The 15,433-nt window shown below is 53.4% G+C and carries 15 protein-coding genes; 7 read left to right on the top strand and 8 right to left on the bottom strand.

Annotated features, from left to right (window positions below; all coding sequences use genetic code 11):
• Nucleotides 1–10 precede the first annotated feature (10 nt).
• Nucleotides 11–1,465, bottom strand: coding sequence for an MFS transporter (locus tag ACZRKO_RS19885; protein ID WP_463738964.1), 1,455 nt, complete (start codon nucleotides 1,463–1,465; stop codon nucleotides 11–13).
• 142 nt (nucleotides 1,466–1,607) lie between these two features.
• Between ACZRKO_RS19885 and ACZRKO_RS19880 the strand changes: the two genes are divergently transcribed.
• Complete coding sequence (locus ACZRKO_RS19880; RefSeq protein WP_463738963.1) at nucleotides 1,608–2,537, top strand: LysR family transcriptional regulator; 930 nt, start codon at nucleotides 1,608–1,610, stop codon at nucleotides 2,535–2,537.
• A gap of 177 nt (nucleotides 2,538–2,714) precedes the next feature.
• Nucleotides 2,715–3,539 carry a methionine ABC transporter substrate-binding lipoprotein MetQ gene (gene metQ, locus ACZRKO_RS19875; protein WP_463738962.1) on the top strand — a complete coding sequence of 275 codons (825 nt, stop codon included), beginning with the start codon at nucleotides 2,715–2,717 and terminating at the stop codon, nucleotides 3,537–3,539.
• A gap of 55 nt (nucleotides 3,540–3,594) precedes the next feature.
• Here the strand turns inward: metQ and ACZRKO_RS19870 are convergent, their stop codons facing one another.
• The 3 genes from ACZRKO_RS19870 to ACZRKO_RS19860 form a co-directional block, all read right to left on the bottom strand.
• On the bottom strand, nucleotides 3,595–4,422 hold the full coding sequence (locus ACZRKO_RS19870) for a helix-turn-helix transcriptional regulator (RefSeq protein ID WP_463738961.1): 828 nt from the start codon (nucleotides 4,420–4,422) through the stop codon (nucleotides 3,595–3,597).
• A gap of 5 nt (nucleotides 4,423–4,427) precedes the next feature.
• The gene (gene tehB, locus ACZRKO_RS19865; RefSeq protein ID WP_463738960.1) at nucleotides 4,428–5,042 is read right to left on the bottom strand and encodes a tellurite resistance methyltransferase TehB; all 615 of its coding nucleotides are present in this window, start codon (nucleotides 5,040–5,042) and stop codon (nucleotides 4,428–4,430) included.
• Between the two features lie 133 nt (nucleotides 5,043–5,175).
• Nucleotides 5,176–5,691: a GNAT family N-acetyltransferase gene (locus tag ACZRKO_RS19860; RefSeq protein WP_463738959.1), complete on the bottom strand. Its 516-nt coding sequence runs from the start codon at nucleotides 5,689–5,691 to the stop codon at nucleotides 5,176–5,178.
• 37 nt (nucleotides 5,692–5,728) lie between these two features.
• On the opposite strand from ACZRKO_RS19860, the gene ACZRKO_RS19855 reads away from it, so the two are divergent.
• Nucleotides 5,729–7,234 carry an HdeD family acid-resistance protein gene (locus ACZRKO_RS19855; protein ID WP_463738958.1) on the top strand — a complete coding sequence of 502 codons (1,506 nt, stop codon included), beginning with the start codon at nucleotides 5,729–5,731 and terminating at the stop codon, nucleotides 7,232–7,234.
• A gap of 112 nt (nucleotides 7,235–7,346) precedes the next feature.
• Here ACZRKO_RS19855 and pdxR read toward each other — a convergent pair whose 3' ends face one another.
• Nucleotides 7,347–8,852 (bottom strand): MocR-like pyridoxine biosynthesis transcription factor PdxR, encoded by a 1,506-nt coding sequence (gene pdxR, locus ACZRKO_RS19850; RefSeq protein ID WP_463738957.1) that lies wholly within the window; start codon nucleotides 8,850–8,852, stop codon nucleotides 7,347–7,349.
• A 115-nt stretch (nucleotides 8,853–8,967) separates the two neighbouring features.
• Here pdxR and ACZRKO_RS19845 point away from each other — a divergent pair, with 115 nt between their 5' ends.
• Nucleotides 8,968–9,426 carry a GNAT family N-acetyltransferase gene (locus tag ACZRKO_RS19845; RefSeq protein WP_463738956.1) on the top strand — a complete coding sequence of 153 codons (459 nt, stop codon included), beginning with the start codon at nucleotides 8,968–8,970 and terminating at the stop codon, nucleotides 9,424–9,426.
• 130 nt (nucleotides 9,427–9,556) lie between these two features.
• On the opposite strand, the gene ACZRKO_RS19840 is transcribed toward ACZRKO_RS19845, so the two are convergent.
• Nucleotides 9,557–10,360 (bottom strand): bestrophin-like domain, encoded by an 804-nt coding sequence (locus ACZRKO_RS19840; RefSeq protein ID WP_463738955.1) that lies wholly within the window; start codon nucleotides 10,358–10,360, stop codon nucleotides 9,557–9,559.
• 134 nt (nucleotides 10,361–10,494) lie between these two features.
• On the opposite strand from ACZRKO_RS19840, the gene ACZRKO_RS19835 reads away from it, so the two are divergent.
• Nucleotides 10,495–10,746, top strand: coding sequence for a helix-turn-helix domain-containing protein (locus tag ACZRKO_RS19835; protein ID WP_463738954.1), 252 nt, complete (start codon nucleotides 10,495–10,497; stop codon nucleotides 10,744–10,746).
• A gap of 343 nt (nucleotides 10,747–11,089) precedes the next feature.
• On the opposite strand, the gene ACZRKO_RS19830 is transcribed toward ACZRKO_RS19835, so the two are convergent.
• Both ACZRKO_RS19830 and ACZRKO_RS19825 read right to left on the bottom strand, forming a co-directional pair.
• The gene (locus tag ACZRKO_RS19830) at nucleotides 11,090–11,776 is read right to left on the bottom strand and encodes a hypothetical protein (RefSeq protein WP_463738953.1); all 687 of its coding nucleotides are present in this window, start codon (nucleotides 11,774–11,776) and stop codon (nucleotides 11,090–11,092) included.
• Nucleotides 11,777–12,058: 282 nt separating this feature from the next.
• Entirely contained in the window at nucleotides 12,059–12,952 is an 894-nt protein-coding gene (locus tag ACZRKO_RS19825; RefSeq protein WP_463738952.1) for a LysR family transcriptional regulator, read from the bottom strand.
• Nucleotides 12,953–13,077: 125 nt separating this feature from the next.
• On the opposite strand from ACZRKO_RS19825, the gene ACZRKO_RS19820 reads away from it, so the two are divergent.
• Nucleotides 13,078–14,460 (top strand): MFS transporter, encoded by a 1,383-nt coding sequence (locus ACZRKO_RS19820; protein WP_463738951.1) that lies wholly within the window; start codon nucleotides 13,078–13,080, stop codon nucleotides 14,458–14,460.
• A complete protein-coding gene (locus ACZRKO_RS19815) occupies nucleotides 14,457–14,849 on the top strand; it encodes a DUF4440 domain-containing protein (protein ID WP_463738950.1) in 393 nt (130 codons plus the stop codon). Before ACZRKO_RS19820 ends, ACZRKO_RS19815 begins: the two co-directional genes overlap by 4 nt.
• The last annotated feature ends 584 nt before the right edge of the window (nucleotides 14,850–15,433 follow it).

Here is a 15,433-nt window from a genome sequence, read left to right as displayed (position 1 = left end):
ACGCCTGATTTTACTGGGTCTTTTGCAGCAGACCGCCTGTGTTACGCAGGCGGCTGACGCTGATAATAATCGCCAGGATCGTGGCGGCAACGGCCACCCACAAACTCAGTTGAACCGCCTGCGCTTCCTGCATGGCGCTTTTAAGCGGATCGCTGGCAGACTGCACGTAGATTGACAGAATAATGCCGACAAAGGCGGCGCCCAGACACTGCCCGAACGTGCGCATTATCGCCAGCACGCCCGAGGCATAACCGCTGTTCTCGCGGGACGCGTTCGACAACATTTCACGGTTATTCGGGCTCTGGAAACAACCAAACCCGATGCCGCACAGCAAACTGCGCAGGCCGATATCCCACACATTGGCATGGTCGGGCAGTTGCGCCAGTAGCACCAATCCAGCCGCAAACAGACATAAACCCACTGTAGAAATAATGGCTGACGGGTAGCGGTCGGCGAGGCGTCCTGCATGGGGGGCGGCCAAAATAATGCCGATGGGCCAAGGGGTGAACAGCAGCGCTGAATAAAATGCGCTGTAGCCATATACGCTCTGGAACAGGAACGGCAACGCCACGAAGGTGATGCCCTGACTGACAAAAGAGGCCAGTGAGGTGAGCGCCGCCAGAGAAAAACGCGACGAGGCGAACATGGCAAGCGGAAGCAGTGGCTTTGGCGCACGGCGCTGACGCCAGACGAAGGCTGCACCGGCGACGACAGCGGTCAGCCCGTAAGTCATCGCAGTTGTCAGTTCACCCAGGGCATGTGTGCCACCGTCAGGACGGGAAAAAGCACCCGCCGCCATGATCAGTGCGCCGAGCGCAACCGCAGACAGAAGGGCACCGGCAAAATCAAAGGGTTCACGCGTTGACGCCAGTTTGCCGGGGATCACCCGTAGGGTCAGGATCACTGCCACAATACCGAGCGGAATATTGATGGCAAACAGCCACTGCCAGCTCATTGCCGACAATATCGTCCCGCCAATCACCGGAGAGATGGCGGTGCTGGTGGCAATCAGCAGGGCGTTCAGACCCAGTATTCGCCCGAGCACCCGGTTAGGGAACACTGAGCGCAGAATGGCAGGTCCGATGCTCAGCGTGGCCGCACCCCCGATGCCCTGCAATACGCGCATGATAACCAGCATATCGAGTGACGATGACAGCGCACAGCCGACAGAGGCCAGCGTAAAGACGCCCAGACCCGCCGCAAACAGCGCCCGGTAACCCACGCGTCCGGCAAGGGCGGCAAAGATAGCCAGCGTCATGGCGGCCGACAAAAGATAGCCGTTAGACACCCAGACGGCGGACCCTGCAGTGACATTCAGCGCGCGTGCAATTTGCGGTAATGCGACGTTCACCATCGAACCGTCGAACACCGCCATGGTGGTCATCATCATGACGGCGGTCATGGCGAGGCCACGCTCGCGGCCGGGTAATCCCTCGTCGCCTGGTTGGTCGGAGAATAATTCCATCTATAAGCCCTCAGTATTGTTCTGTTCGTTTTCAGTGCCGCCACTATAGCCATGAGAGAGATAAGGCGGAAGACGCAGCATCTGCATTGATAACCTGCACCAGACGCCTTCCCATAATCGACCGGTGGGAATACAATGCGTTATGACCGAACCTGATCTGAACTTACTTATTGCACTGGATGTTCTGCTGGCCGAAGGCAGCGTGGCAGGCGCAGCGCGTCGTCTGGGGCTTAGCGCCTCGGCCATGAGCCGTACGCTTAGCCGCCTGCGTGCCGTTACCAGCGACCCTTTACTGGTACGCGCCGGGCGACACATGGTGCTGACGCCTTACGCGGAAGAGATCCGAGAGCGCACGCAAAATGCCACCTTTGAGGCGCGCGCGGTGCTTCGTCCCTCTTCGGCTGTCCTCAATTTAGCTACCCTTGAGCGCACGTTTATCCTGCGGTCCAACGACGGCTTCGTGGTGACATTTGGTGCGTCACTGATTGCCGCCGTGGCGGCGGTCGCTCCTCAAGTATGTCTGCGATTTGCGCCGAAGCCGGAGAAAAGTGCAAAAAGTTTGCGCGAAGGTCGGGTGGATCTCGAGGTGGGTGTGTTAGGTAACATGGGGCCGGAAATTCGCCTGCAGACGCTGTTCCGCGACCGGTTTATGGGCGTTGTGCGTAAGGGCCATCCGCTTGAACAGGAAATCGCCATGACCCCGGCGATGTATGCGTCATTCGGGCATGTCGTGGTCTCGCGCCGTGAACGCCATGTCGGGCCGGTAGACGTTGCGCTGGCTGAACTGGGCCTGCAGCGGCGGATCGCCGCCGTCGTTCCGGGCTTTTCCGCTGCGGTTGCTGTGGCTCAGGCTTCCGATCTGGTGGCGCTGGTCCCCGCCTCGTTTCTGATTAACCAGCCGGTCACTGAGCGTAATGGGTCCGCCGCGACGTTATATGCCTTTGGACTCCCAGTGGAAACCGATGAAATCACGCTTTCTCAGATGTGGCATCCGCGTTCTGACGTTGACCCGGCTCACCGCTGGCTGCGGCAAATGGTCCTGAGCGTTTGCCGCCAGCGACTGCTCGAATGAAAACATGAGAAAAGTCCCGCACTTTTACTGCATAGGTTATATCTTTTTCATATTTGCCAGCGGTCAGACTGTTTGGAAAAATAAGGGCTTAGGCGTCATAACAACTATAAGCTCCGCCTACGGGGCCGCTCCTTTTGTTTTGACTTATTTCACACCGTTTAAGGACAACCTTTTTCCATGCGCACCTCTCTGAAACTTGCGGTAAAAATATCCCTGCTTTCTGCTTCACTTGCCACGGCGCTGATCCTCAGCGGTTGCGGGCCGAAGAAAGAAGATAATCACATCAAAGTGGGCATCAGCGCCGGTATCGACCAGCCGCTGTGGGACGCAGTGAAAAAAGTCGCCAAAGAGAAATATAATCTCGATGTGGAAGTGGTGACTTTCACCGATTATGTTCTGCCGAACTCCGCGCTGAGCAGCGGCGATATTGACGCCAACTCCTTCCAGCACGGCCCGTATCTGGACAAACAGATCAAAGAGCGCGGTTATAAGCTGGTGGCCGTTGGTAATACGTTTGTCTATCCGATTGCCGGTTACTCGCGCAAAATAAAATCCGTTTCTGAACTGAAAGACGGTGCGCAGGTGGCAGTACCTAACGACCCAACTAACCTTGGCCGTTCTCTGCTGCTGTTGCAAAAGCAGGGGCTGATTAAGCTCAAAGACAACGTGGGTCTGCTGCCGACGTCGCTGGATATCGTCGAAAATCCGAAACACCTGAAAATTATTGAAATCGAAGCGCCGCAACTGACCCGTGCGATTGATGACGACAAAATCGATCTGGCGGTCATCAACACTAACTACTCCAGCCAGGTTGGCTTGACGCCGGGCAAAAACGGTCTGTTTGTTGAAGACAAAGATTCACCGTATGTGAACGTAATTGTGGCGCGTGAAGATAATAAAGACAGCCAGAAAGTGAAAGATTTGGTTAAGGCCTATCAGACCGATGAAGTCGCGGCGGCCGCCGATAAAATCTATCACGGTGATGCGGTGAAAGGTTGGTGATAATCCTGTCATCCTGAGATTTTATGATTACATGATTCTTTTAAAAATCAGCTGACTAGTAGGCCGAGGGTGCAACGCCAAAGGCTTGACGGAAAGCGCGGTTGAAGTGGCTCTGGTCATAGAACCCGACGGAAGTGGCGACATCGGCAATGCTGCGGCCTGGCTTATTCAGCCAGCCGCAGGCCACTTCCAGCCGTAAACGTTTCAGCCATGCGTAGGGCGTCATGCCCGTGCGCTGGCTGAAATGACGTAAGAACTGAAAGCGGTTTAAACCGCAGAGGCCCGCCAGCTCGCCCAGAGAAATCTTCTCGGCGAGATGTGCGTAGCAATACTCTTCAATCTGCCGCCAGTCCGACGGCGACAACCCGCTTATCTCTTCCACCGGTTTCACCACGTTTAGCGCCACAAACAGTGGTTCCAGCGTCGCAAGATATTGCTCATCGAAAGAGTGCCCTGCGGTGCCGGTGTTTTGTGTCATCTGCTGATGCAGCGAATACAGATGCTGGCTCAGACGTGGTGCTTCAATGATGTCCGGTCGCAGCGCCAGCTTCCGGCTATGCCCTGAAAATTCTTCCGCCAGACTATCGAGCAGCGCCGGGGCGACGCGAAAGGTGCGCAGGGAGTAGGCATGATTATTTTCTGGCGTGCCGGTATGCACTTCGCCGGGTGGCATAATCGATATCCGGCCAGCACCGAGCACCTCGTTCTGCCCGGCAAAACGCTGGCGCTGTGCGCCGTCGGCGATCAGACCGATGTGGTAGTCCAGATGAAAATGGGGCTCGAAACTAAAGTCAGTAAAATGGGCTTCGCCCAGCACCATGCCCGGAATGTCATCCGGGCGGTAATAGCGTACCTGGTCTTTTTTGCGGGCGGGCGCGGTCATTGCGGTCAGGATTTTTTCTGTGCCAGCAGGGTTGCGAAGCGCATTTTGTAGCGGTTACCGTTTTCATCTCGTTTATGCAGTTCACCGACGTCTTCGTTATATTTCACGATAGTCCAGCCGGCATAATAGGTGCGTAGTTCGTCGGGCTGGAAGCTGAACGGGAAGGGAATGGGGCAAGGGTAGTCCGGACTGTCCATAGCGGCGACAATCAGGTTAGAGCCGCCGTCGCGGGTGCTGGCCTGCATGTCTGCTATCAAGTGAGGAATGGTGTCGCGCTGCAAAAACATCATCACCACGGTAGAGAGAATAAAATCATAATTGCCGTCAAAACGACGGGTGTTGAGATCGGCCTCGCTGGCGGTGATATGTTGCAGGGATTCAGCACGGATCATGTCATTGAGTTTACCGATGCTCTGCGGGTTGTGATCCCACGCGGTGACCGTCGATCCTTTTAGGTTCAGATACAGCGAGTTGCGCCCGCTGCCGCAGCCAAGATCCAGTACGTTTCCGGCCGGCACTAAGGTCGCGGCGTGAATGACTTCCGAATGGGTGCGGGTCAGGCCGTATTTTTCGGCGTAATAGTCTTCAGCGCTTACGGGTGTGGCGGAGTGGTTGTCCATAGGAAGCCTCATGATGTCCATCGTCAAAAAGATGCCACCTATTATCCTCTTAAACAGGTATTTTGCATTCCACTTTCCGCTTTTTGCGCCAATGGACAGGAAATCTTTCCACATAAGGGCGTTTTCCGCTCCCTCATTCCCTGCACAGGGTATACACCACGCTGCCGACACCGTTCTCCATTTCGGAAAGTTCACCCACTCTTTGCATACCAATTTTTTCCAACACATGGCGAGAAGCCAGATGGTTTTCACGCACCAGCGCCGAGATCTCACGCAGTTTGAGCTGGTCGAAGCCGAAAGCCAGCGAGGCGAAGGCGAACTCAGTGGCAAAGCCTTTGCCCCACACCGAGGTGGAGAAGCGGTAACCCAGATTGATATTGCGGGTTTCATCCACTTTACGGCGGCTGAGGCCACCAAAGCCGATCACCTCAGCCGGTGCACTGCGCAAAGCAATCGCCCAGCGGCCAAAGCCGTGCAATGGCCACTGTCCGAGCCAGTCTGCCAGCGTCGTTTGAGCAAAATCGAGATTCGGGTAAGGACCAGCCGGGTTAAACAGGTTGGTCTGCGGGTCACCGTAAATGGCATAGAGCGCATCGGCGTCCCCCGCAGCCACGGGCCGCAAATACAAACGTTCTGTCTCAATAATCATGGAATTGCACTCTGAAGCGATTGATTAGGTGAGCTTAGTGGGTGAGATTTATCCTGCCACTGCGCAGGGCAAAAAATTGCCAGATATTGGTGCTTTGTTTGCGGGGAAGGTCAGTTTGATTAAATGGCAAACACCTGCTTACCTTGTAACCAATACCCATGATGATCAGGCGAAAAGAATGGCGCGGCTTGTTTTACTGTTACTCGGTGTGGACTACCTGCGGGGACGTTGGCGCAGTCTGATGTCAGTAGGGATTTTATGGCTGGTCAGCGGTGTGGCGATTTTTATCGACGGACTCGACGATGCTATCAACTTCCCGATCACCTTCTTTGCCTTACTTTTGTTGATCGACGGTTTTTTCACCCTTGCTGTTGCCTGGGCCGGTGTAGGCGGGCAGAAGACACTGCGCTATGTGAAAGGCTGCATTGTGGTGGTGTGTGCCGGGTTGATATTGGCGGGGCATCATCATGGTCATTTTGTTCTGTCGATGCTGTTTGGCATTTTGTTTCTGGCCGACGGACTGCTCCAGCTCTCCTCTGCGTGGGTGGTGCGTTATCGTCGCTGGCGGGCAGCGGCTGTCGCAGGGGGGATTGAAATACTGCTCGCTATCTTCTTTTTCCAACCTTATCCGACGCATTACAACGGAACGCTGCCGTACTTCCTGGGCTTATTTTTGTTTTTCGCAGGTCTTAATTTTGTACGTATTGCCCTGAATGTTAAAAAAATGTCGGTTAATCCGGCTTTTACCTCAGCCGAAAACCCCTTATTGGGCCATAAACTGAAGTCCAAAATAGTGAATCCCGAACCTGTTCAACCGGACAGCGTACCGACATCCGCGAAGGCGTTGACGGTCCATGTCTGGACGCCAACCGGCAGTTCGAAAGCCCCCGCACGTGGTCAGATGATCGTGGGGCGCTATATCGCGGCGGTCGATATCAACGGCGTGATTTCTACCGGTCATTCCGCCCTTGAATCACCGGAAGGGATCTATATCAGCCTCTACCCTAAAGATGAGATTGACCGCTCCACGAGCTCTTTTACCAGCCTGCTGCGTGCCACGCGGGAGAATAATGTTGCGGGCCGTTTTTTGCCCGATTATCAGACGGAGGCAAAAGAGTGGTGCCCTTCAACGGTTCAGGTGATGATCAAAAATTACAATGCGGAGAAATTAAATCAGTTCTGGCAACGCTATCGGCAAGACACCACGTATAACCTCACCTGGCGCAACTGCTCCAGCACGGTTTCCCGTGCACTGGATGCAGCCATAGAAGGAGCCGTCGCCCGTTCAATGGGCAACGGTGCGCTGGTCATGCTTCGCCTGCTGCTCACTCCCGAACTGTGGGTCGCGTCCCAGATCAGAATGCGTGCGCGGACCATGGCCTGGACACCGGGCCTGACGCTGGATTACGCCAGAGCGCTAAGTATGCTGGTCGACCCCCGTCAGGTTTCCTGGTTTCGGCTTGCGCGGCACGCCGTTAATCGTATCAAACTGCGCAGAAGCGAATGGCGGCATCAGGACAGCGCCGCTAAAAAGGGGGAGTGAGTGCAGGAATCGTTCGATTAAATGCTTACATGACTGACCTCTGGAAATTGTCATGCCAGGTAACATGCTTGGCCTGCATGATCCCCGTTTTTCGTTATATTCCCCGTGGGGGTTATTTCCGGCATTCCCGCCCAGAGAGAGTGTCTGAAGCGATGATTTTAGCCAGCGTTTTTATTCCTGCCACGATGTCAGGCGGCTGATGGGCTGCAAAGCCCAATAAAATCGCGGGGTTTGACGATTTATTCTGGCAGTAGCGGGAAAGGGGCTGCGCTCCCAAACCCGACTGGCGGCATTTATCAATAATCTCGCCCTCGTTTAAAGCGTCGGATAGCCAACAAACAAGATGAATCCCTGAATCAGAAGGCTCAACCCGGATGCTCTTTGGAATATATTGCTGTATGGACGCCATCATCACTTTTTGGCGTTCGTAACAGGCTTTTCTGATCCGCCGGACATGGCGCGCGTAATGCCCCTCAGAAATAAAGGTGGCGAGGGTGGCTTGTTCTAAATAAGAAGTCCGTGTATCCGCATAATATTTGGCGATTTTGAACGCCTGAATAAGTTTATTGGGGATGACAAGAAAGCCTAACCGGAATTCAGGGAACATCATTTTCGAGAAAGTACCGGCATAAATAACCCGCTGATGTTTATCTAAGCCCTGAAGGGCCTGTATAGGGGGCGCTGTATATCTGAATTCACTATTATAATCATCTTCAAATATCCATTTTTCATTCGCTGCGGCCCATTCAAGTAAAGCGATTCTTCTTGGTAAACTTAATGTTCCGCCAAGAGGAAATTGATGCGAGGGTGAAGTAAAAACCATTTTTGCATTGGGCCAGTGCTCGATGCCATAGGGAATGTCCATCCCGTATTGGTCACTGCCGACAGGGCAAACTTTGGCACCAATAGCCGTAAATGCCCCTAATGCGCCGTCATATCCCGGCTCATCCAGCCAGACTTCATCATCCTTTTGTAAAAGGACCTGTGCCGTCAGGCTCATTGCCTGCTGCGTTCCATTGACAATAAGGATTTGATCTTCTGTGCAATGTAATCCTCGTGTGGTGCAGATATAGTCAGATATGGCCCGCCTTAAGGGTTGAAACCCCATAGGATCGTTTAATTGGCCGCTCTGATGACGAGACTGTCGCCATGTTCGCCCCAGCAGGCGTCCCCAAAGTTCATGGGGAAATAAATCCGTACAGCCTACACCAATATTAAAGGTGAGATTATGCCCGGAATTAGGCAGGGACTTATCCCAGAGGGAGAGCATCGTTTTCATTTGCGGATTAATAGTGAGATCGGTTTTTTTTTCCTCTTCCTGCGGGTGGTCAGCGACAGACGTAATACAGATCATTTCATCCGGAAGGATGGAGGAAACATAAGTTCCCGCCCCATTTTTTGTGATCAGATAGCCTTCATCAATTAAGCGTTCGAAACCCGTGATGACAGAGTTTCTGGAAATTGACATCATTTCAGAAAGTGTTCTGCTGGAGGGAATTTTCGTCCCAGATTTCAACTGACCATTGAGTATCAGCTCTTTCAGGGCCTGATGAAACTGATCTTTAATTTTGCCTTTCTTAAGCAATAAGCTTGGAAAACTGGCGTTTTTTTTCTTCATTTATAAAGTGGATCCCTAATAAATCAAGAAAGTGTACCTTATGCGGGACCACCTGAGAAGTTAAGATTCAGCCCGGAACTTATTTGATAATTATTCGTAAATTCAAGAGGTTGATATGATTTATAACACAGGTACACTTTCAGTTAGCCCGGTACAAGAAGACGACTACGCCCAATGGTTGCCGTATTGGCTAGGCTATCAGACCTTTTATAAGGTCCAGTTGTCAGAAGAGACAACGTTGGAGACATGGGCCCGTTTTTTCAAAGATGAAGTGCCAGTTTATTGCGCTGTTGCCCGGGAAGGTAAGACGATTATCGGCTTCGTACATTATGTTTTTCACGATTCTACCTGGGCCATCAATCAGTACTGTTATCTGGAGGACCTCTTTGTTGACCCGTCTTCCAGAGGAAAACAGGTGGGTAAACATCTGATTGAATATGTGAAAAAGCAGGCGCAGAGTCGCCAGTGCGCTCGCTTATACTGGCACACTCAAGAAACGAATTTGACCGCGCAGAGACTTTATAATTGGGTGGCAGAAAAACCGGGCGTCACTCAATACCGAATGCCGGTTTAAATCTCAGGTAGTGTTAATTTAAGCTGAATATAAATAATGAATATTCAGACGGAAAATGAAGCATCGGTGGAAATGTCCCCGGTGCTTTTTCATTTTCTTTCAGACCTGAAATATAAGGCATCTTCCTACGCTAACGACTCAGATGGACCAGCGCATCGCGCATCGGCTGGCTGGAGATCACTATCGGGCCCGTGAATGGCGTATCCAGATCGACAATGACGTAAATAGCGGAGGCAATAGACAACGCGCCCAATATGATGGTCACTAACGCCAGCGCATTGCGCGGGGCTATTAAGCCAAAGCTCAGAAAAATCACCATCAGCCAGAACGTCAGCATCGCAAAAAACGGTTGGGACATGGAACTATGCGATACCTCAATCAGTTTCCATCGCGCCCGGATAACCCGATCAAACTGGCCTAGAGCCACGGCCATGACCTTCTCATGATACGCATCGTGCGGGATTAACTGCCGTGCTTCCTGCTCGGCACTGTTTAGCATCGCGCCGAGTTGAGGATTTTCCAGACGTTCCTGAATGTTTTCTGTCGGCACGTTTTTTGGAAAGTCGTCGCCGGCAGGGGCCGGCTCAGCAGACCATGTACTGGCAATGGCGGCGGCCGTATAGCGGCGCAGATTGATGCGTGCGCCGTTGGCGTCGGCACCGTAATCACGCAAGGCGACATCAAGTTGTATCAGGTCAGCGGCGTAACCACGAAAATCATTGGTGAGTGTATCGAAGTTAGTTTTCGCCGAAGCGGTCATTAAACCGAGTACCAGTGCGGCGAAAGTAAGCAGCATCCCGATGACCAACTGAACCAGCTGCACGGTTTCATGGGCTTTGTGTTCTTCAGGCAGTAACGGCTTGATCACCATACCGGCCAGAGTGACCGCGAGAAGCAGAGCAAACACCAGCAGGGCAGACCCGATTTCCAACATATTTACCGCTCCGGAATACAATGTTTATCCGACAGAAAATCGCCATCCCAAACTGGGTCCGCTCACCCATATATATAGCTCAGTTTCGGAATGTTTCGCGACCTTAGGCGTCAGTATCCGCTCTGGAGGATAAAATGAATATTACTTCAACAAAAATGCTGGCAAGTGCACTGCGTAATGAGCGTAAAAAACGAAAGCTGAGCCAAAGTAAAACGGCTGAAACGATGGGACTGAAACAGTCGACGGTCTCCGAATTTGAGAACCATCCTGACGGCACCCGACTCGAAACCCTGTTCAAATTGCAGACGGCGCTGGATTTAGAGCTTCAGGTTGTACCGCGTAATGGTTCGATTGAGGACAAAACGTCCTGGGATCAGGAGTGGTAAGGTATGGATAAACTTCCCTATTAGTTGTTGAGCGTTTTGATCGTCGCTGGTCGCAGGATAATTCCTGGCTGATGCGTTTACCGCATGACGCCACATCTACGATGTCATGTCAGCATTCTCGCCGATTTTCCGTTTAACATCAGTGACACCATTTTCGCGGGTCTGAGACGTCAGGCGGCAAGACTTCCCTGACGCTCAGTGAGCATTGTTGCCCCATCTCTCATCCGAACCAGCGCCGTCATGACGCCTGGACCGGCCAGCGCGTCAGTTGCAGTTGTCGCTGATGATGAATAATACAGTGATAAAAGCCTGTGTCCGTGCAAGTGGAGACAGGCTTTCTGATTTACGTCTGCGGGCTTTGTGTCACGTCAGTGACTTCGGGCGTTGCCGATTTTGGTGTGGTCTGCGTGGTCTGTGACTGCGTCGTCGGGGCCACTTCAGTGACTTTCGGTGTCTGCGCGTCCTGCGTTGATGGTGTCGCAGTCTCTGCCTGAGTGGTTACCGGCGTCGACGTTGGCGTCTGCTCTGTCGCTTGCGGTGTTGCAGGTGTTTCAGTTTTTGTCTGCTCAGTCGTTGCCGGCGCTTGCACTTCAATCTTCGGCAGGGCTGGGATCGGGTCGAGCGGGATGCTTTCTGACTTAGGTTTCGGGATCGGGGTTTGCGCGCGAACCAGGAACTTCGGTTTCAGATCCGCCACGGAATAGGTCACGTGGCTGATGGCGTTGTTCGAGGTGGTGACGTCAACGGGCGGGATCGTCACACGGCCAATCAGTGAGCGGGCATAGCCGCCGACTTTATGCGAGCCCTCTGGCAGGCGCACTTCCAGACTTTGGCCGATGTCTAGCGTACCGGCATCTTTGCCATCCACGGTGACATACAGCTTGGTGCCATCATCGGTTTTCGTCGGGATATGCGTCACGGTCACGCGCGTCGAACCGAAATCGAAAGCCGGTGCTGCGGTTTTCGGTTTTGCACATCCTGTCAGTGCTAAAACGGCTGTAACGACAGCAAGGGTAAAACGATAACGCATAGTGAGGTATCTTCCTTTGGGGGATTTTTGTGATCTGCGTATCAATATACCCGATCTGGCCTGCGAGATGAATGCGGCGTAGGGGAACTCGGAACAATCTTCTTTCATCAGCCCGGCTTTAACGGCGCAGAACTCTTACTTTGCAGGCTCCGGCTCGTTGTGCACCGTGCGTACAATGAGGGGAATGGACGATAGCCTTAAATCTGCCCTTGAAGGGTCGAAAGCCTTACTGCGTCATTACGGTCACTGACATTACTGGCATTAGCACGCCTTCATGTGGTCTCATCCCGCTACACGGTTTTGCAAAAACTCAATAAATGCCCGCACCTTTTTCGGGACGTGGCGGGTGTTGGGGTAGAGCGCGTAAATGCCCTGTCGGGGAAAACGGTGATCGGGCAGCAAATGCGCCAGATGGCCGGCGGCGATATCGTCCTGCACCAGCCATGCCGGAAGCAGAGCGACGCCCGCGCCGCTGAGGGCAAATGCACGCAGGGACGCCGCGCTGTCAGCCGCCAGCATCGGCGGGTTGCCGTTAAACAGCACGGTTTCACCGGCGGGTGTCACCACCTGCCAGGTCAGCGGCGTCTCGAGGCGGCTGTGGGCAATCCACCGCGCCTGTTCGAGTTGCTTAAGATCTTCTATTTTCCCGCCGTAAGGCTGTAAATAGGCCGGAGAAGCCACGGGCAGAATATCGAAGTGGTCGATCGGCGCGGCGTGATGCGTGGAATCGGCCAACTGGCCCAGACGGACAGCCACGTCAAACCGCCCTGAGATCAGATCATCATGATTGGACGACGAAACGTGCTGAATGCGCAGTTGCGGATGCAGCGCCGTAAAAGCCGCCAGCGCGGGAACCACCACCCGCGCGCCGTACTCCGGTGTAGTGGTGATGCGCAGCAGCCCGCTGAGCCCGGAATGGTCACGGCGCACGTCCTCGAGCACGCTTTCGGCATCCTGTAACAGTTGCAGGCAGCGCTGATAAAAACGTTCTCCTGCATCGGTCATGGCAATGCGCCGCGTGGTGCGGGTCAGCAGCGAAACGCCAAGCTCCGCCTCAAGCTGTTTGATATTAAAACTCACCACCGCTTTGGTCAGCCCGAGCGTCTGTGCTGCGGCCGTAAAGCTGCCTGCTGCCACCACCGCCACATACATCTCCAGCCGCTGCAAATTCAGCATCCTCACTTCCCTCCATCAAGTTGATTGTCAAAATAATATTGACAGTGTAACGGCCGCAGGCGGATTTATCCCGTCTTAATCACCCTCTACACTGCGTGCCTGAGAGTCTTTCTTATGAGAAAACGATGACCTACCGGACGCGTGTCGCCTGCGTTTACCTGCTGGGCTTTTTTATCGATCTGATCAACATGTTTATCGCCAACGTGGCTTATCCGGACATCGCGCGGCATTTTGATGCACCGGTCAGTCTGCTGGTCTGGGTGAGTAACGGCTATATTCTCGGGCTGACGCTGATCATTCCGCTCAGCGGCTGGCTGGCAAAACGTGTCGGGTCAAAACGCCTGTTTATGCTGTCGCTGCTGATTTTCATGCTTGGCAGTGGCGGCGCGGGCAGTGCGTCCTCCATGGCGCAGCTGATTGGCTGGCGGATGGTGCAGGGGCTGGGTGGTGGCGTGTTGATCCCGCTCGGGCAGACGCTCACGTATGCATTATACCGCAGCCATGAACGGGCCAGATTATCCGCCGCCATCATGCTGGTGGGGCTGCTGGCTCCGGCGCTGTCGCCTGCTACCGGTGGAGTGATTGTCGACAACGTCAGCTGGCGCTGGGTATTTTTCGCCAGCCTGCCGCTGGCCGTCGTGGCGCTGATCATGGCCGGATGCTGGCTTAAACCGGAGTCAGAAAAACAGCCCGCGGGGCCACTGGATCTCAGCGGTTTGCTGGCGGCCTGCGGTGCGCTGACACTGATCTTACTGGGGCTGACCCGCATGGGCGAAGCACGTCAGGAGCTCTCTGGCGGGCTGATTCTGTTGGGCGGGATCGTGCTGATGGCATGGTATGTGCGCGGCGCACTGCGCAAACCGCAGCCGCTGCTGAACCTGCGGCTGGTACAAGATCCTTTACTGCGGACCGGGATGCTTATCTACCAGTGTATTCCCGGCCTGTTTACCGGCGTCAGTCTGGTTGCCATGCTGTATCTGCAAAATCAGCTCGGTATGCATGCCGCTGAAGTCGGCGCGCTGATGCTGCCGTGGGCGCTGGCGTCGTTTGTGGCTATCAGTTTGACCGGCAAACAGTTTAACCGCTGGGGGCCACGCCCGCTGTTTATAGCGGGCTGCGTGGTGCAGGGCGTGGGAATTGCTTTATTGACGCAAATCAGCACATCAGGTGACATTGTCACTTCTATTGTCGCATTTACCCTGATGGGGTTCGGCAGCAGCCTGTGCAGCAGCGCGGCGCAGAGTTGTGCGTTTATCCAGATTAAGGATACCGAACTGGCCGATGCCAGTGCGCTGTGGAATATCAACCGCCAGCTGAGTTTTTGTTTTGGCGTCACGCTGCTCAGTTTATTACTCAACCTGCTGCTGGGTCAGACGGGTATCGCCCCGCAGCAGGCTTATCGTCTGTGCTTTGCGCTCGCCGCGTGCAGCGTGATCATTCCTATTTTATTCTGTCTGCGGATAGCTAACCGCAGTGTGATCCTTACCCTGAACCAGGAGAATCCATGAACCGTTATTTTCAGGAAGTGCTTGATGCACATGAGTTAATCAGCCGCTGGCTGGGAGAGGCCCGTGCGCCGCAAGCGGTATGCGAAACGCTGCTGGCCCGCTTCAGCCCGGCCTTTTCTATGGTAGTGCTCAGCGGAAACCGGCTGGACTACACCGGACTTTGCGCTTTTTTTCGCACACAAGGCGGGGCAAAAGCCGGGCTTGAGATCGGCATTGAAAACATGCAGTTGGTGGCCGAAAGTGCAACGGGCGCGGTAGTGTCCTATCAAGAACGTCAGCAACTTCCCGGTCAGAACGCGACGCTGCGGTATTCCACCGTGGTGTATGAGCTGGGTGCAGACGGCAAGGTGATGTGGCGGCATCTGCATGAAACGGCGGCGACCACCTGAAAAGCGTGTTGCGCAAATGACAGAGATCACGTAACAAGTAACACAATTATGTAACATAACTAACAGTGATAACTGTCACTGTTTCTGTGCGCAAAAAAGCCTCTTATGGTGGTCTGAATGCTTCCGGCAACTGACCATCAGGAGGTTTTTTTTGGCAACGGCAAAGACGGAGGTGGAAGCGGCACGTTAACGGTGCAAAACATGGCGGGCAGAGGGCTGATAAACGGAAGTATTCCTATTTAATCGTCGTCATGCGCCATAATAGTTCATGGCACTCCCCATAACAGGGCATTGAGTGTTTTTAATTTATTATTTCCCCTATTCATTCTTACGCTATTAATTTTAATAATTAATCTGGCGGAATGCCTGGTTCCCCGAGTTTATTTCTTTTCCTCTCCTTCTTAGTAATAAGTAAAACTTATTATCTCCTGAGCGATTTTAACATTTTTAATATATAACCAAATGAATTTAAAGGTTTTTAATTATATTTTTAAAAGTGGGATCATCCATTTTGCTCAAACACACTGTTTTCTTTGAGGAAAATTCCATCGCAGAAAAAATAATCATCTTTTTGTTGACGGAGT

This window comes from Ewingella sp. C233 (assembly GCF_055407225.1).
The sequence above is the reverse complement of the archived record's forward strand: the minus strand, read 5'-3'. Positions and strand labels throughout refer to the sequence as shown.

Bases quoted from the DNA above. Each gene is read 5' to 3' on its own strand.
- ACZRKO_RS19885 (WP_463738964.1), bottom strand. From the start codon at position 1,465: ATGGAATTATTCTCCGACCAACCAGGCGACGAGGGATTACCCGGCCGC.
- ACZRKO_RS19880 (WP_463738963.1), top strand. From the start codon at position 1,608: ATGACCGAACCTGATCTGAACTTACTTATTGCACTGGATGTTCTGCTG.
- metQ (WP_463738962.1), top strand. From the start codon at position 2,715: ATGCGCACCTCTCTGAAACTTGCGGTAAAAATATCCCTGCTTTCTGCT.
- ACZRKO_RS19870 (WP_463738961.1), bottom strand. From the start codon at position 4,422: ATGACCGCGCCCGCCCGCAAAAAAGACCAGGTACGCTATTACCGCCCG.
- tehB (WP_463738960.1), bottom strand. From the start codon at position 5,042: ATGGACAACCACTCCGCCACACCCGTAAGCGCTGAAGACTATTACGCC.
- ACZRKO_RS19860 (WP_463738959.1), bottom strand. From the start codon at position 5,691: ATGATTATTGAGACAGAACGTTTGTATTTGCGGCCCGTGGCTGCGGGG.
- pdxR (WP_463738957.1), bottom strand. From the start codon at position 8,852: ATGAAGAAAAAAAACGCCAGTTTTCCAAGCTTATTGCTTAAGAAAGGC.
- ACZRKO_RS19845 (WP_463738956.1), top strand. From the start codon at position 8,968: ATGATTTATAACACAGGTACACTTTCAGTTAGCCCGGTACAAGAAGAC.
- ACZRKO_RS19840 (WP_463738955.1), bottom strand. From the start codon at position 10,360: ATGTTGGAAATCGGGTCTGCCCTGCTGGTGTTTGCTCTGCTTCTCGCG.
- ACZRKO_RS19835 (WP_463738954.1), top strand. From the start codon at position 10,495: ATGAATATTACTTCAACAAAAATGCTGGCAAGTGCACTGCGTAATGAG.
- ACZRKO_RS19830 (WP_463738953.1), bottom strand. From the start codon at position 11,776: ATGCGTTATCGTTTTACCCTTGCTGTCGTTACAGCCGTTTTAGCACTG.
- ACZRKO_RS19825 (WP_463738952.1), bottom strand. From the start codon at position 12,952: ATGCTGAATTTGCAGCGGCTGGAGATGTATGTGGCGGTGGTGGCAGCA.
- ACZRKO_RS19820 (WP_463738951.1), top strand. From the start codon at position 13,078: ATGACCTACCGGACGCGTGTCGCCTGCGTTTACCTGCTGGGCTTTTTT.
- ACZRKO_RS19815 (WP_463738950.1), top strand. From the start codon at position 14,457: ATGAACCGTTATTTTCAGGAAGTGCTTGATGCACATGAGTTAATCAGC.